The organism is Streptomyces sp. NPDC054757 (genome assembly GCF_053612185.1).
Map to the genome: position 1 here is coordinate 1 of NZ_JBSHBW010000052.1, position 14,494 is coordinate 14,494.

General features: G+C 70.9%; 16 protein-coding genes. 6 read left to right on the plus strand and 10 right to left on the minus strand.

Annotation, left to right across the window (positions count from 1 at the left end; genetic code table 11):
- Positions 1-33: 33 nt before the first annotated feature.
- The 5 genes from ACWGKJ_RS34195 to ACWGKJ_RS34215 form a co-directional block, all read right to left on the minus strand.
- The gene (locus tag ACWGKJ_RS34195) at positions 34-1,332 is read right to left on the minus strand and encodes a DUF6986 family protein (RefSeq protein WP_385034193.1); all 1,299 of its coding nucleotides are present in this window, start codon (positions 1,330-1,332) and stop codon (positions 34-36) included.
- A gap of 152 nt (positions 1,333-1,484) precedes the next feature.
- Positions 1,485-2,447, minus strand: coding sequence for an electron transfer flavoprotein subunit alpha/FixB family protein (locus ACWGKJ_RS34200; RefSeq protein ID WP_453315904.1), 963 nt, complete (start codon positions 2,445-2,447; stop codon positions 1,485-1,487).
- Between the two features lie 72 nt (positions 2,448-2,519).
- A complete protein-coding gene (locus tag ACWGKJ_RS34205) occupies positions 2,520-3,305 on the minus strand; it encodes an electron transfer flavoprotein subunit beta/FixA family protein (protein ID WP_385034075.1) in 786 nt (261 codons plus the stop codon).
- A gap of 201 nt (positions 3,306-3,506) precedes the next feature.
- On the minus strand, positions 3,507-4,061 hold the full coding sequence (locus ACWGKJ_RS34210; RefSeq protein ID WP_385034078.1) for a flavin reductase family protein: 555 nt from the start codon (positions 4,059-4,061) through the stop codon (positions 3,507-3,509).
- Between the two features lie 202 nt (positions 4,062-4,263).
- The gene (locus ACWGKJ_RS34215) at positions 4,264-4,590 is read right to left on the minus strand and encodes a TlpA family protein disulfide reductase (protein ID WP_385034081.1); all 327 of its coding nucleotides are present in this window, start codon (positions 4,588-4,590) and stop codon (positions 4,264-4,266) included.
- 348 nt (positions 4,591-4,938) lie between these two features.
- On the opposite strand from ACWGKJ_RS34215, the gene ACWGKJ_RS34220 reads away from it, so the two are divergent.
- Positions 4,939-5,667 carry a lysophospholipid acyltransferase family protein gene (locus ACWGKJ_RS34220; RefSeq protein ID WP_385034083.1) on the plus strand — a complete coding sequence of 243 codons (729 nt, stop codon included), beginning with the start codon at positions 4,939-4,941 and terminating at the stop codon, positions 5,665-5,667.
- Positions 5,668-5,790: 123 nt separating this feature from the next.
- Here the strand turns inward: ACWGKJ_RS34220 and ACWGKJ_RS34225 are convergent, their stop codons facing one another.
- From ACWGKJ_RS34225 to ACWGKJ_RS34235, 3 genes are read right to left on the minus strand one after another with little or no spacing between them, the layout of a single operon-like run.
- Positions 5,791-6,870: a threonine aldolase family protein gene (locus ACWGKJ_RS34225; protein ID WP_385030179.1), complete on the minus strand. Its 1,080-nt coding sequence runs from the start codon at positions 6,868-6,870 to the stop codon at positions 5,791-5,793.
- Complete coding sequence (locus tag ACWGKJ_RS34230; RefSeq protein ID WP_385030192.1) at positions 6,849-7,595, minus strand: SDR family NAD(P)-dependent oxidoreductase; 747 nt, start codon at positions 7,593-7,595, stop codon at positions 6,849-6,851. The genes ACWGKJ_RS34225 and ACWGKJ_RS34230 overlap by 22 nt, the downstream gene beginning before the upstream one ends.
- A gap of 26 nt (positions 7,596-7,621) precedes the next feature.
- Positions 7,622-9,022, minus strand: a complete 1,401-nt coding sequence (locus ACWGKJ_RS34235) for a DUF6421 family protein (RefSeq protein WP_385030176.1) — start codon at positions 9,020-9,022, stop codon at positions 7,622-7,624.
- 378 nt (positions 9,023-9,400) lie between these two features.
- On the opposite strand from ACWGKJ_RS34235, the gene ACWGKJ_RS34240 reads away from it, so the two are divergent.
- Positions 9,401-10,051: a glycerophosphodiester phosphodiesterase gene (locus ACWGKJ_RS34240; protein WP_385030189.1), complete on the plus strand. Its 651-nt coding sequence runs from the start codon at positions 9,401-9,403 to the stop codon at positions 10,049-10,051.
- 23 nt (positions 10,052-10,074) lie between these two features.
- Here the strand turns inward: ACWGKJ_RS34240 and ACWGKJ_RS34245 are convergent, their stop codons facing one another.
- Entirely contained in the window at positions 10,075-10,641 is a 567-nt protein-coding gene (locus ACWGKJ_RS34245) for a GNAT family N-acetyltransferase (protein ID WP_385030173.1), read from the minus strand.
- Positions 10,642-10,842: 201 nt separating this feature from the next.
- Between ACWGKJ_RS34245 and ACWGKJ_RS34250 the strand changes: the two genes are divergently transcribed.
- The 4 genes from ACWGKJ_RS34250 (at position 10,843) to ACWGKJ_RS34265 (ending at position 13,981) form a co-directional block, all read left to right on the plus strand.
- The gene (locus ACWGKJ_RS34250; RefSeq protein ID WP_385030170.1) at positions 10,843-11,448 is read left to right on the plus strand and encodes a DUF5134 domain-containing protein; all 606 of its coding nucleotides are present in this window, start codon (positions 10,843-10,845) and stop codon (positions 11,446-11,448) included.
- A 93-nt stretch (positions 11,449-11,541) separates the two neighbouring features.
- On the plus strand, positions 11,542-12,477 hold the full coding sequence (locus tag ACWGKJ_RS34255) for a M56 family metallopeptidase (RefSeq protein WP_385030167.1): 936 nt from the start codon (positions 11,542-11,544) through the stop codon (positions 12,475-12,477).
- Between the two features lie 65 nt (positions 12,478-12,542).
- Positions 12,543-13,232, plus strand: a complete 690-nt coding sequence (locus ACWGKJ_RS34260) for an HAD family hydrolase (protein WP_385030186.1) — start codon at positions 12,543-12,545, stop codon at positions 13,230-13,232.
- A 134-nt stretch (positions 13,233-13,366) separates the two neighbouring features.
- Positions 13,367-13,981: a TetR/AcrR family transcriptional regulator gene (locus ACWGKJ_RS34265; RefSeq protein ID WP_385030164.1), complete on the plus strand. Its 615-nt coding sequence runs from the start codon at positions 13,367-13,369 to the stop codon at positions 13,979-13,981.
- A 39-nt stretch (positions 13,982-14,020) separates the two neighbouring features.
- Here ACWGKJ_RS34265 and ACWGKJ_RS34270 read toward each other — a convergent pair whose 3' ends face one another.
- On the minus strand, positions 14,021-14,365 hold the full coding sequence (locus ACWGKJ_RS34270; protein ID WP_385030161.1) for an ArsR/SmtB family transcription factor: 345 nt from the start codon (positions 14,363-14,365) through the stop codon (positions 14,021-14,023).
- Between the last annotated feature and the right edge of the window lie 129 nt (positions 14,366-14,494).

Genomic DNA, 14,494 nt, shown 5'->3' on the forward strand with positions numbered 1-14,494 from the left:
GAACCGGCGGGGGCGGCGCTGTCGGTGCGGGCGTCAGGGCGCGGTGATCGTCAGGTCCGCGCGGCGCGGGCCCGCGAAGCCCTCCATGTCGGCGCGGCTCAGGCCGGTGAGCAGGGTGACCTCGGTGTCGTCGAGTGCGCCGCAGTCGAGGCCGCGCAGCAGATATCCGCTGAGCGCCTTGGCGGTCGCCGGCTCGTCCATGACATCGCCGCCGGCCTTGGCTACATAGGCGGCGAGCCGGGCAGCGGCCGGTTCCAGGCCCTCGCGGTAGAAGGCGTACACCGCCGCGTAACGCGTCGGCAGATGCGCCGGGTGCATGTCCCAGCCCTGGTAGTAGGCGCGGGCCAGAGCGCGGCGGGTGAGGCCGTAGTGGAGCCGCCAGGCCTCGTGCACATGGGCGGTCGTACCGATCGGCAGGACGTTGGTCGAGCCGTCCGAGACCCGTACGCCGGTGCCCGCGGCCGCGACCTGCATGACCGCCTTGGCGTGGTCGGCGGCGGGGTGGTCGCTGGCCTGGTGGGCCGCGCTCACGCCGACGCAGGCGCTGTAGTCGAAGGTCCCGTAGTGCAGACCGGTGGCCCGGCCCTCGGCGGCGCCGATCATCCTGGCGACGGCCGCGGTGCCGTCGGAGGCGAGGATGGACTGGCTGGTCTCGATCTGGATCTCGAAACCGATCCGGCCGGCCGGCAGGCTGTGTGTCTTCTCGAAGGCTTCGAGGAGGCGCACGAAGGCGGTGACCTGCTCGGGGTAGGTCACCTTGGGCAGGGTCAGGACGAGCCCTTCGGGCAGCCCGCCCGCCCGCATCAGGCCGGTGAGGAAGATGTCGGTGGTGCGGATGCCGCGGTCGCGGACCGCCGCCTCCATGCACTTCATGCGGATGCCCATGTAGGGAGCGGCCGTACCGTTCGTGTACGCCTCGGAGACCAGCCGGGCGGCGCGGGCCGCGGCCTCGTCCTCCTCGGCGTCGGGGCGTGGGCCGTAGCCGTCCTCGAAGTCGATGCGCAGGTCCTCGACGGGCTCACGCTCCAGCTTGGCGCGCACCCGGTCGTGGACGGCGGTGGCGAGCTCGTCGCCGATGCCCAGGAGCCCGGCGAAGGAGGCGGCGTCGGGTGCGTGGGTGTCGAGGGATGCCAGCGCCTGGTCGCCCCAGGAGCGGATGGTGCCCGCGTCGAAGGTGTCACCGGGCACGTACACGGTGTGGACGGGCTGGCGGGTGCCAGGGTCCCCCGGGTAGCGGCTCGCCAGCTCCTCGTCGACCGCGACCAGGGAAGCGCTGATGTCCTCGCTGACCGCACCCGCGAGGCTCGTCGCCACCTTCTCCTGCTGACCCATCCTTCACCCTCCTATTTTCCGCTGCACGGAATCAACAATCCGCATAGCGAAGTTAACGGGCGGTCATGACCTGCGTCAATGGTTGGCCGAAACAGCCGGGGGCCGCCCGGCGATAGTCGCCGCGCGGCCCCCGGCCGTCGAGAAGAGGCAGGTCAGCCCTTGCGGGCGGTGACCTCTTCGGTGAGCTGCGGGACCACCTGGAAGAGGTCGCCGACGATGCCGTAGTCGACGAGGTCGAAGATCGGCGCCTCGGCGTCCTTGTTGACGGCGACGATGGTCTTCGACGTCTGCATACCGGCGCGGTGCTGGATCGCGCCGGAGATGCCGTTGGCGATGTAGAGCTGCGGCGAGACCGACTTGCCGGTCTGGCCCACCTGGTTGGAGTGCGGGTACCAGCCGGCGTCGACCGCGGCACGCGAGGCGCCGACAGCGGCACCGAGCGAGTCGGCCAGCGCCTCGATGAGGTGGAAGTTCTCCGCACCGTTGACCCCGCGGCCGCCGGAGACCACGATCGCGGCCTCGGTCAGGTCGGGGCGGCCCGTCGACTCGCGCGGGGTGCGCGAGACGACCTTGGTACCGGTGGCCTTGTCGCCGAAGGACACCGTCAGCGCCTCGACGGTGCCCGCGGCCGGGGCCGGCTCCACCGCTGCCGAGTTCGGCTTGACGGTGATGACCGGAGTGCCCTGCGAGACGCGGGACTTGGTGGTGAACGACGCGGCGAACGCGGACTGGGTGGCGACCGGGCCTTCGTCACCGGCCTCCAGGTCGGTGGCGTCGGTGATGATCCCGGAGCCGATGCGCACGGCGAGGCGCGCGGCGATCTCCTTGCCCTCGGCGGAGGACGGGACCAGTACCGCGGCCGGCGACACCGCGTCGTACGCGGCCTGCAGCGCGTCGACCTTCGGGACGACGAGGTAGTCGGCGAACTCGGGGGCGTCGGCCGTGAGGACCTTCACCGCGCCGTGCTCGGCGAGCGCGGCGGCGGTGTCCTGGGCGCCGGCGCCCAGCGCGACGGCGACCGGGTCGCCGATCCGGCGGGCCAGCGTCAGCAGCTCCAGGGTGGGCTTGCGGACGGCGCCGTCCAGGTGATCGACATAGACGAGAACTTCAGCCATGGGATTGCTCTCCTGCGAATGCGAAGAATCGGGGGCGGTCTGGGGCTCGGGCGGTCGAGGGGCTCGGGAGCCTCAGATGAACTTCTGGCCCGCAAGGAACTCCGCGAGCTGCTTGCCGCCCTCGCCCTCGTCCTTGACGATCGTGCCGGCGGTACGGGCCGGACGCTCAGCCGCGGAGTCGACCCTGGTCCACGCGCCCTCCAGGCCGACCGTGCCGGCATCGAGGTCCAGGTCCTCCAGGTCCAGGGACTCCACCGGCTTCTTCTTGGCGGCCATGATGCCCTTGAAGGACGGGTAGCGGGCCTCGCCCGACTGGTCCGTCACGGACACGACGGCCGGCAGCGAAGCCTCCAGCTGCTCGCTTGCCGTGTCGCCGTCACGGCGGCCCTTGACCGTGGCGCCGTCGACCGACACCTCGGAGAGCAGCGTGACCTGCGGGACACCGAGCCGCTCGGCGAGCAGCGCCGGGAGCACACCCATCGTGCCGTCGGTCGACGCCATGCCGCAGACGACCAGGTCGTACCCGGTCTTCTCGATGGCCTTGGCGAGCACCAGCGACGTACCCATCACATCCGTACCGTGCAGATCGTCGTCCTCGACGTGGACGGCCTTGTCGGCACCCATCGAGAGCGCCTTGCGCAGCGCGTCCTTGGCGTCCTCCGGGCCGACCGTGAGGACAGTGATCTCCGCGTCGTCGGCCTCGCCCGCGATCTGGAGCGCCTGCTCCACCGCGTACTCGTCGAGCTCCGACAGCAGCCCGTCGACATCATCACGGTCCAGTGTCAGGTCATCGGCGAAATGCCGGTCACCGGTGGCATCGGGCACGTACTTCACACAGACAACGATCCTCAAGCTCACGCCGGCTCTCCTACTGCATCGTCTTTTCCGGGCTGCCTTGTTGCTCGCAGCATAGGCGCCTGATGGGGCGATTTCCGGTTGGGGGTTCTGACGCCCCCCAACGAAATATTACTCGCCAGTACATCCAGTATGTACCCGGTAAGCAAGCGCTTTGAACTGTGACGTGAGCAACGCTCCGTAGCCGGGTGTTCCGGGAGAGTCTCAGTCCCGCAGAGCGTTGAAGCACCCCTGGTGGTAGAGGAGGGGGCGCCCGGCCCCGGCCGGGTCGCCGGTGACCACCTCGGCGATCACGATGCGGTGGTCCCCGGCGGGGATCCGCGCCACCACCCGGCAGACCAGCCAGGCCAGTACGCCGTCGAGCAGCGGCACACCTCCGGGGCCGCTGCGCCACCCGGTGGGCGGGGCGAACCGGTCGGCGCCGCTGCGGGCGAAGGTGGCGGCCAGTTCCCGCTGATGCTCGCCGAGTATGTGGATCCCGACGTGTTCGGCCACGGCCATCACCGGCCAGCTCGACGAGCCCGTACCCACACCGAAGGAGACCAGCGGCGGCTCGGCGGCCACCGAGCTGACCGAGGTGGCGGTGAAGCCCACCGGGTGTTCACCGGCAGCGGTGACCACCGCGACACCGGCCGCGTGGCGGCGGAAGACTGAGCGGAGCAGCGCGGGGGCCGCGAGCGGCTCAGCCGCTGGGACGTCCGGGACCGTCCGGGTCGCGGGCTGCTCCCCTGCCGGAACCGGCCGGGACGGCGTCGTCATACGGATGTCCTTCTCCGGGGCGAGCGCACGGGGCCGGGGGTGTTCAGACACCCGGACAGCCCGCGCCGGTGGTGCGGGCGGTGGCCCGACGGGAGTGGCACCGGCCGTCGGGAGAGCAGAGCTGCGACATAGCGTCAGGTTGACGATTCGGGGGAGGCTCCGTCAAGGGCGTCCCGGAATGTGGGAGATCGCTCACGGTGAGTCAGACCGCCTCTCCCAGGGCGGCGATGACGTCCGCCCTGCGCGGCTGGCCCGAGGCCCGGCGGACGATCCGGCCCCGCGCGTCGAGCACCAGCACGGTGGGGGTGCTGTGGATGTCCAGCTCCCGTACGAGTCCGAGCCTGGACTCGGCGTCGAGCTCGACATGGGTGACACCGTCGACCATCGCGGCCACCTCCCGCAGGACCCGCCAGGTGGCCCGGCAGGGCCGGCAGAAGGCGGTGGAGAACTGGACGAGCGTCGCCCGCTCCCCCAGCTCCTCGCCCAACTCCGCGGCCCCGAGCCGCCGTTCACCGTCCTGCCCCTGCACGTCGTACTCCGTTCCCCGGTCGCGTACCGGTCGCCATCCTCACGGTTCCCCGCCGCCCGTCCGGCTGAGGCCACCGTGGCACCTGCCCCTCTCCGGGGTGCAGCGCTGCCGGGCCCAGGATGATTCCCCGGTGTCCCGCGAGGCGCTTCGGTGGTACCGGGCGACGTATGTGCTGTTCGGGGGCGGTGCGAGCCATTCACACACGACGTGACGAGGATCTCGCGCCGCCACGTCACCAGGGGTGGCTACTCTGGTCGCCATGGGGCACGATCTGCCCCATGCCGCAAACCTACGGCAGCGTAACTTCCGCCGGGGGCACGTCCCCGGGCACAGAAGGGTCTTCTCCAGATGGCAGAACTCGTCTATCGACCGGTCATCGGTGCCGCTCGGGGGCTCTTCAAGGCGCTCGACCTCTCGATCGACACACAGGGTTCCGAGAACATCCCGCGTACCGGCGGGGCCGTACTCGTCAGCAACCACATCGGTTATCTGGACTTCATCTTCAACGGCCTCGCCGCACTCCCGCAGAAGCGGCTCGTGCGCTTCATGGCCAAGGAGTCGGTCTTCCGCCACAAGATCTCCGGTCCGCTGATGCGCGGCATGAAGCACATCCCGGTGGACCGCAAGCAGGGCGAGTCCGCCTACCGGCACGCACTCACGGCCCTGCGTTCCGGCGAGATCATCGGCGTCTTCCCCGAGGCCACGATCTCGGAGTCCTTCACGCTCAAGAGCTTCAAGTCCGGTGCGGCGCGGCTGGCCCAGGACGCGGGCGTGCCGCTGATCCCGATGGCGCTGTGGGGCACCCAGCGGCTGTGGACCAAGGGCAGGCCGCGCAACCTCAAGCGCAGCCACATCCCGGTGACGGTCCGGGTCGGCGAGCCCATGGAGGCGCCCACGGACGAGTACGCGGGCGCGATCACCCGCAGGCTCCGTGAGCGTATGCAGGAGCTGCTGGAGGCGGCGCAGCGCGCCTATCCTGTGCGCCCCAGGAACGCGGCCGACACCTGGTGGATCCCGGCCCACCTGGGCGGCACCGCGCCGACCCCCGCGCAGGTACGCGAGGCCGGAGCCGGCTGAAACGTCTCTGCGGTCAGCGATGAGGTCCGCGGCCCCTCCCGACCGGGGGGGGCCGCGGACCTCATCGGCGTCAGGGGGCCGCCGGTTCCCCTCCGGCCGCAGCGGGCCGGCTCCTCTCCGGCCTCAGCGGGCCAGTTCTTCCTTCAGAGCCAGCAGGAAGCCGTCCACGTCGTCCTCGGTGGTGTCGAAGGAGCACATCCAGCGGACATCGCCGGCCGGTTCGTCCCAGAAGTAGAAGCGGTAGCGCTTCTGGAGGCGCTCGCTGACATCGTGCGGCAGCCGGGCGAACACCGCGTTGGCCTGGACCTCGTGCAGGATCTCGACCCCGTCCGTCTCGCGGACACCGGCCGCGAGGCGCTGGGCCATGGTGTTGGCGTGGCGGGCGTTGCGCAGCCACAGATCGCGGGTCAGCAGCGCCTCCAGCTGCACCGAGACGAAACGCATCTTGGACGCCAGCTGCATCGACATCTTCCGCACATGCTTCATGTGCCGTACGGCGTCGGGGTTGAGGACCACGACCGCCTCGCCGAAGAGCGCGCCGTTCTTGGTGCCGCCGAACGAGAGGATGTCCACGCCCACCGCGTTGGTGAAGGCGCGCATCGGTACGTCGAGCGAGGCCGCCGCGTTGGCTATCCGGGCCCCGTCGAGATGCACCTTCATCCCGTAGCCGTGGGCGTGCTCGCAGATCGCCCGGATCTCATCCGGCGTGTAGACCGTGCCGAGTTCGGTGTTCTGGGTGATCGAGACGACCTGCGGCATGGCCCGGTGCTCGTCGTCCCAGCCGAAAGCCTGACGGTCAATCAACTCAGGGGTGAGCTTGCCGTCCGGCGTCGGTACGGTGAGGAGCTTGAGTCCGGCGACGCGCTCGGGGGCGCCGCCCTCGTCCACGTTGATATGGGCCGTCTCGGCCGCGACGACGGCGCCCCACCGGTCGGTGAGCGCCTGCAGCGCGACGACGTTGGCCCCGGTGCCGTTGAAGACCGGGAACGCCTCCGCGCTCTGCCCGAAGTGGCTGTGGATCAGCCGCTGGAGGTGGTCGGTGTACTGGTCCTCGCCGTACGCGATCTGATGCCCGCCGTTGGCGACGGCGAGCGCGGCCAGGATCTCCGGGTGCGCGCCCGCGTAGTTGTCACTGGCGAAGCCGCGGACCTGCGGGTCGTGGTGGCGTACGGCATCGGTCGTCACGGGGCGGGAGTCAGCCACAGGCGCTTTCCGTTCACATCTCCGGCGGGCTGGTCCCAGACACCGGCGATGGCCTCGGCCAGCTGCGCGACATCGGTGAAGCCCGAGAACTTCGCATTCGGACGCTCGGCACGCATCGCGTCGTGCACCAGAGCCTTGATGACCAGGACGGAGGCGGCGGTACGCGGACCGTCCTCACCGCCCGCCTTGCGGAAGGCGTCGCCGAGGGCCAGCGTCCAGGCCTCGGCCGCCGCCTTCGCCGCCGCGTAGGCCGCGTTGCCCGCCGTGGGCTTGGACGCACCGGCCGCGCTGATCAGCACATAGCGGCCGCGGTCGCTGCGCAGCAGCGCGTCGTGGAACGCGAGCGAGGTGTGCTGCACCGTGCGGATCAGCAGCCGCTCCAGCAGGTTCCAGTCGGCGACGGCGGTGTCGGCGAAGGTGGCGCCGCCGCGCCAGCCGCCGACCAGGTGCACCAGACCGTCGATACGGCCGAACTCTGCCTCGGTACGGTCCGCCCAGGCCCGGGTGGCCTCCAGGTCCAGCAGATCGACCCTCTCCCCGGTCACGGTGGCGCCGCCGTGCGCGTAGCGCGCCGCGTCCACCGCCTCGGCGAGCCTGGCGACGTCGGCGTCGGCGCCTACCACGGTCGCTCCGGCCTCGGCCAGCCTCAGCAGCGCCGCGCGGCCCGCCGGGCCCGCGGCCCCGGCCACCGCGACCACGGCTCCGTCCAGCGATCCCTTGCTCATCGTCTCCGCCTCCTGCCTGCGGGCGCTCACGCCGCTTCCCGCTGGGGGGTGCCCGCCGCGGTGATGCCCTTGGTCGAGGCCACCACACCCTTGAGCTTCTTGGCGAGTGCCTCATAGAACATGCTGAGCGGAAACTCGTCCGGAAGCACGTCGTCCACCAGTTTACGCGGCGGCAGGGTCAGATCCAGGGCGTCCGGACCCTTGGCCCAGCGCGATCCCGGGTGGGGCGCGAGATAGCGCGAGACCAGGTCGTAGCCGGCGAACCAGTGCACCAGCTTGGGGCGGTCGATGCCCGCCCGGTACAGGTCCTCTATCTCCGCGCAGAGCTGGTTGGTGACCTGCGGGGCGCGCTCCCAGTCGATCTTCAGGGTGCTGTCGGTCCAGCGCACCACGTCGTGCTGGTGCAGATAGGCGAAGAGCAGCTGGCCGCCGAGACCGTCGTAGTTGCGTACGCGCTCGCCGGTCACCGGGAAGCGGAACATCCGGTCGAAGAGCACGGCGTACTGGACGTCACGGCCCTGTCCGAAGCCGTCGGCGTCCAGTTTCACGGCCTCCCGGAAGGCCGTGAGGTCGCAGCGCAGCTCTTCGAGGCCGTACATCCAGAACGGCTGGCGCTGCTTGATCATGAACGGGTCGAAGGGCAGGTCACCGTGGCTGTGGGTGCGGTCGTGGACCATGTCCCACAGGACGAACGCCTGCTGGCAGCGCTCCTGGTCGGAGACCATCTCCCGGATGTCGTCGGGCAGTTCGAGCCGCAGGACCTGTACGGCGGCCTCCGTGACGGCGCGGAAGCGGGCCGCCTCGCGGTCGCAGAAGATGCCGCCCCAGGTGAAACGTTCGGGGGCCTCGCGGACGGCGATGGTCTCCGGGAAGAGCACCGCGGAGTTGGTGTCGTACCCGGAGGTGAAGTCCTCGAAGGTGATCCCGCAGAAGAGCGGGTTGTCGTAGCGCGTGGCCTCCAGGTCGGAGAGCCACTCCGGCCAGACCATGCGCAGTACGACCGCTTCGAGATTGCGGTCGGGGTTGCCGTTCTGCGTGTACATCGCGAAGACGACCAGGTGCTGGAGTCCGTCGGCGCGCAGGTCTGCGGGGTGGAAGGCGAGCAGCGAGTCCAGGAAGTCCGGGACGGCGAATCCGCTGTCGGCCCACTTGCGGAGGTCGGCGACGAGGGCCTCGTGGTACGCGGCGTCGTGCGGCAGCAGCGGCGAGAGCTGCTCGATCGCTCCGGTCACGCGCGCGAACGCGGCGTCGACGTCGTCACGGGAAGGGGCTCCGTCGGCCTCGAAGTCGATGGAACCGTCCTTCGACTGCCAGGGCCGGATCTCCTCGACGGCGTTCTTGAGCACGGGCCAGGCCGGGTGCTCGACCACGCGCGGGGTGTCCGATATACCGCCGCCAACCGTGTCCTGCACAAGAATTTTCGTCATGTCACTTCCTCCACAGCAGAACTTTCCGCCAAACCGCTGGGACACCGTATCCATGTTCGGAAGGCTCATTCAAGGCAGCCCTCAGGAGATTGTCCCGCTGAACCCCCGTGATCGCAGCGAATCTTCCTGTCTTATGCCCCGGAGGAAACCGCTTCCACCCTGCGGGGGCCGGAAAAACCGCACATCGGAAGATCTGTGGCAGAGGCTCCCGCCGACCGGAGGCGCGGGCCACGGGGGCGCCGCGGGGCGCGCGGACGAGGGGTGGATACGGAACGTTGGGCTGCGGCTCTGTCAGCTGGGTAGCAATGCCACGCGAGAGCCGCCGTCGACGGAAGCGAGAGAACCTTGAGTCTCCTCATCATCGGACATCGCGGGGTCATGGGCGTCGAGCCGGAGAACACCCTGCGCTCCTTCCGCCACGCGGAACAGGCGGGTATGGACGCCATCGAGCTCGACCTGCATCTGAGCAAGGACGGCGCACTCGTCGTCATGCACGACACGGACGTGGACCGCACGACCGACGGCAGGGGAGCCATCGCCGACCGGACACTCGCCGAGCTGCGTGAGCTCGACGCCGGGCAGGGCGAGCGGATCCCGGTCTTCGAAGAGGTGCTGGACGCGGTCCGCTCCCCCGTCCAGGCCGAGATCAAGGACGTGGCGGCGGCGCGGGCGCTCGCCGATGTGATGCTCCGGCGCGACCTGGCCGGACGGGTGGAGGTCTCCTCGTTCCACGACGAGGCGGTCCGCGAGATCGCCGCGCTCGTGCCGGGTGTACGGACCGTGCTGATCGCGAGCCGCTGGGGGCCCGACATCGTGGACCGCGCCAAGGCGGCAGGCGCGGCCACGGTGGCGCTGAACATCCGCAGGCTGACCCTGGAGACCGTCGAGAAGGCGCACACCGAGGGGCTGAAGGTGCTGGGCTGGGTGGTGAACACCCAGGACCATCTGCGGCTGGTCCGGGCCCTGGACCTGGACGGTGCGACCACCGACTACCCGGAGATCCGGCGCACCGGGCGGTTCACCGCCTGAGCGCCGCTGATGGGCCCGGGGGGCTACTGGGCCCGGGGGACAGGGAACCCGGCCGGGAGCGGCTTGACCAGCAGTTCGAACTGCAGGTCGTCGCGGAGCGGGATGCCGAACCGCTCGTCGCCGTACGGGAAGGGGTACATCCTCCCCGTACGGCGGTAGCCGCGCCGCTCGTACCAGGCGATGAGGTCGTCCCGTACCGAGATGACCGTCATCTGCATCTCGTCGGCGCCCCACTCCGTGTGCACCCGGCGTTCTGCCTCCGCGATGATCTGCTTGCCCAGACCCGCACCCTGGAGCGCCGGACTGACCGCGAACATCCCGAAGTAGGCCGCGTGGCCGCGCCGCTCCAGCTGGCAACAGGCGACCGGCTCGCCGTCGCGCTCCACCACCATCACCCTGCTCGCGGGCGACGCCAGCACCCCGCGCACCCCCTCAGGATCGGTGCGCCGGCCGTCCAGGATGTCCGCCTCCGTGGTCCAGCCGGCGCGGCTGGTCTCCCCGCGGTAGGCCGATTCGATCAGGGCGACGAGCGCCGGTACGTCGGCCTCTGCCGCGTCCCTGAAAGTGATCCGGTCGGGGGCGGTGTCCATGGGGTGATGTCTCCTGTCGAAGGCGGTCCCGGGCGGGCCGGAAGCGGGCCGGAGCCGTCCCGCCCGCCGCTGTCCAGACAGTAACGCGCCCGTGACGCGCTCCCCCGTGCCCCCCTGCGCTCGCGTGCGCTCCGCCGGGTGCGGGCATTGATGCGTCGGGGGCGGCCCGGCGGGCCGACGCGTCGGAGGGGGAGGTACGCCGTGCACGGATCAGCGATGTCCGGCTGGCTGCTGATGGCACTGTGCGTAGCGGCCGGCGGGTACTGCCTGCTGCGGATGCGCGGTGTGTCGCGGCGGGCACGGGCCGCCGCCGGGAGCGAGGCGCTGATGGGGTTCGGGATGGCGGCGATGGCCCTGCCGGCCGTGGTGGCCGCTCCCCCGGAGTGGGGGTGGACGGTGCTCGCCGCGGTCTTCGCGGTGAGCGGTCTGCGGGCGCTGTGGCGGCTGCGGAAGGGCGCGCGCCATCTGCATCATCTGGTCGGCTCGCTGGCCATGGTCTACATGGCGCTCACGATGACATCGGGGATGGCGGGCGGAGCGGACGGCGGCGCGATGGCCCCGATGGCCCCGATGGCGCACACGGCGCACCCGGCCGGCGGGGTCCCGCTGATCACCGGCGCGCTGCTTGTCTACTACGCCGGGTACATCCTGCGCGCGGGCGCGGCGCTGGTGCCCGCACCGGCGCCCGCGGCGGCCGCCGCCGGTGCGGGCGGCGGAGCCGGCGGCTGGGGCGCCCGTCCGGAGCTGACACTCGCCTGCAGGCTCGCGATGGGGACAGCGATGTTCGCGATGCTGCTGACGGTCTGACCCGGGCCCGGCGGGGGAACCCGACCGTGTCCTGTGTCACTTGCGGAGCCAGGCCATACCCCGGCGCCGCGCCGACTCCATAAACTGGCGCCCATGGTGGTCTCCCTGGCGCTGTTGCTGATCGGAGCCGTGGCTGCAGTTGCGGCACCACGGCTTCTGGCGCGCGCCCAGTGGCCCGAGCGGGAGCCGGTGGTGGCGCTCTGGGTGTGGCAGTGCGTGGTGGCCGCCGTACTGCTCTGCTTCGCCCTGGCGATGACGTTCAGCGCATCGGCCGCCTGGCAGCTCGTACGGGGCCATGTCTTCGCGCCCGCCCCGCACGCCGTCGTCGAGGCGTACGCACTCGGCGCGTACGCCCAGTGGTCGGCGGCGACCGCCACGGTGCTGGCCGCCGGCGGGGTCTGGACGGCCGTGATGCTCACCCGCGAGGTCCGCCGCGCACGGGCCGCACGCAGGCAGAGCCGCAGGGAACTGCTGGTGCGCTCCCCCGTCCTGCCCGGCGAGGAGCCGGGCAGCGAACGCCTCGTCGTCCTGGAGGGCGAGCGCCCCGACGCCTGGTGGCTGCCCGGCGCGGCCCCCCAGCTGGTCATCACCACGGCGGCGCTCCGGGGCCTGAAAGGCCGTCAACTCGATGCGGTGCTCGCCCATGAGCAGGGCCACGCCCGCGCCCGCCACGACTGGCTGCTGCACTGCTCGGCCGCGCTCGCCGTGGGCTTTCCGCAGATTCCGGTCTTCGCCGCCTTCCGCAACGAGATGCACCGGCTGGTGGAGCTCGCCGCCGACGATGTGGCCTCGCGCCGCTTCGGCCGGCTCACGATCGCGCTGGCCCTGGTCCAACTCAATGAGCACCGCGGTGTCTTCGGCCCCTGCCCGACCTCCGACGCGGAGCTTCCGCACCGCGTCGACCGGCTGCTGAGCGCGGCCCCGCGGCTCACGACGGGCCGCAGGCTGCGCCTCACCGCCGCCGCCTCCCTGGTGCCGGTCGTGCCCTTGCTTGTGGCGTTCGTCCCGGGGCTGCGCGCGCTCGGATAGCCCGGGGGCGCCGATGCCCGGCGACAGTCGCTGCGGCTGGGAAGGTAAGGAACACCCGTATGACGATCAAGGCCGTTCTCTTCGATTTCTCCGGAACGCTCTTCCGGATCGAGCCCGTCGCAACCTGGCTCCGCGCCACCGTCGACGAGACGGGTATCGGCCTGGGCCAGCAGGAACTCGCACTCCGTGCCGCAGAGTTGGCGGCGGCGGGAGCGCAGCCCGGCGGTCCGGAGCCACAGCGCGTACCGCCCTCGCTCGCCGGGCTGTGGGCCTCCCGTGACGAGAGCGCCGTACAGCACCGGGCCGCGTTCACGGGTCTCGCCCGGCAGGTCGCGCTGCCGGATCCGGCGCTGTACGACGCCCTCTACACGCGCCATATGACACCGGGCGCCTGGCACCCCTACCCGGACGCGGCCGAAGTGCTCAGCACCCTGCACGCCCGCGGGATCGCGGTCGGCGTGGTCAGCAACATCGGCTGGGACCTCCGGCCGGTGTTCCGCGGCCACGGAGTCGACCCGTATGTGGACCACTACACCCTGTCGTACGAGCACGGCATCCAGAAACCCGACGTCCGGCTCTTCCGTGCCGCCTGTGAGGCGCTGGGGCAGGACCCCGGCGAGACCCTGATGGTCGGCGACAGCCGTGACGCCGACGGCGGTGCCCGGAATCTGGGCTGCGCGGTCCATTTCGTGGACCATCTGCCCGCCGCCGAGCGCCCTGACGCGCTCCGGCCGGTCCTGGAGCTGGCCGGCTGACAGCAGGAGGTCCGGACCGGACGATCCCCCGCGTCGCCCGGTCCGGACGGATCCCGCGGAACTGCCCCTGACGGCACACTTCGCAGGATGCGCTGATTATAGTTGGCTGAGAGCCAGTCAACGCAGGAGTAAGCATGTCCCCGCGCAGCCCATCGGTCAATGAGGAGTTGCGGCGGCGCTCCCGCGAGCGGCTTCTGCAGGCCACAGTGGATCTTGTCGGTGAGCGCGGGTACGAGGCGACGACGCTGGCGGACATCGCCGACCGCGCCGGGTCCGCCCGCGGCCTCGTCTCGTACTACTTCCCGGGCAAGCGGTATCTGCTGCAGTCCGCCGTGCACCGCCTGATGCACCGCACGCTGACCGAGGCCCTGGAGCGGGAGCCGCGCACCGACGACGGTCAGGAGCTGCTGGCCAGGGCCATCGACGCGATCCTGGGGCTGGCCGACGACCACCCCGTGCTGATGCGGACCCACATGGCCGGAATCCTCCAGGAACAGGGGTTCGTACAGTGCCCCGAACAGCAACAGCTCGCCCGGGTCCTGCGCTCGACGGTGGCGCGGTACGGATCGCCCGACCCGGACACCGACTATCCGCTGCTGCGCGCCCAGCTCATGGGCACGGTCTTCGCCCAGCTGCTGCCGGGGGCGCCGATGCCGCACGCACGGCTGCGGGCCGAGCTGTTCCAGCGGTACGGACTCGACTGGAGGCTGGGCGTGCCTCCGGCCGACGGCCCCGCGTCATCTTCCTGACGGTCGCGGATCATGGGTGGCTGATCACGGGACGGCCGATCACGCCTCCCGCGCGGCCTCCGCATCGGCCGCGGCGAGGATCCCGTCCAGCAGGCCGGGGAAGACCGCTTCCAGATCATCCCTGCGCAGGACGCTCATCTTCGCGGTGCCCCGGTAGATCTGCCGGATCACACCGCTCTCGCGCAGCACCCTGAAGTGGTGGGTGGTGGTCGACTTAGTCACCGGAAGGTCGAACCGGGAGCAGGACAACTCACCGCCGTCCACGGCCAGTTCACGTACCACACACATCCGCATGGGGTCGGCCAGCGCATGGAGCAAGCCGTCCAGGCGGATCTCGTCACGCGCCGGATGGGCGAGCACACGGTTGCTCGTTGCGGTCGCCACGACGACTCTCCTCACCTCTGGGCCCGGACGGTTCCTGGGGACGGCCCACTTCCGGGAATTGTACGAGTTCCTTCGTAGTTTGACATTTACCGTACTACGACAGGTACCGTATTAGCCGTCCCCATGCCG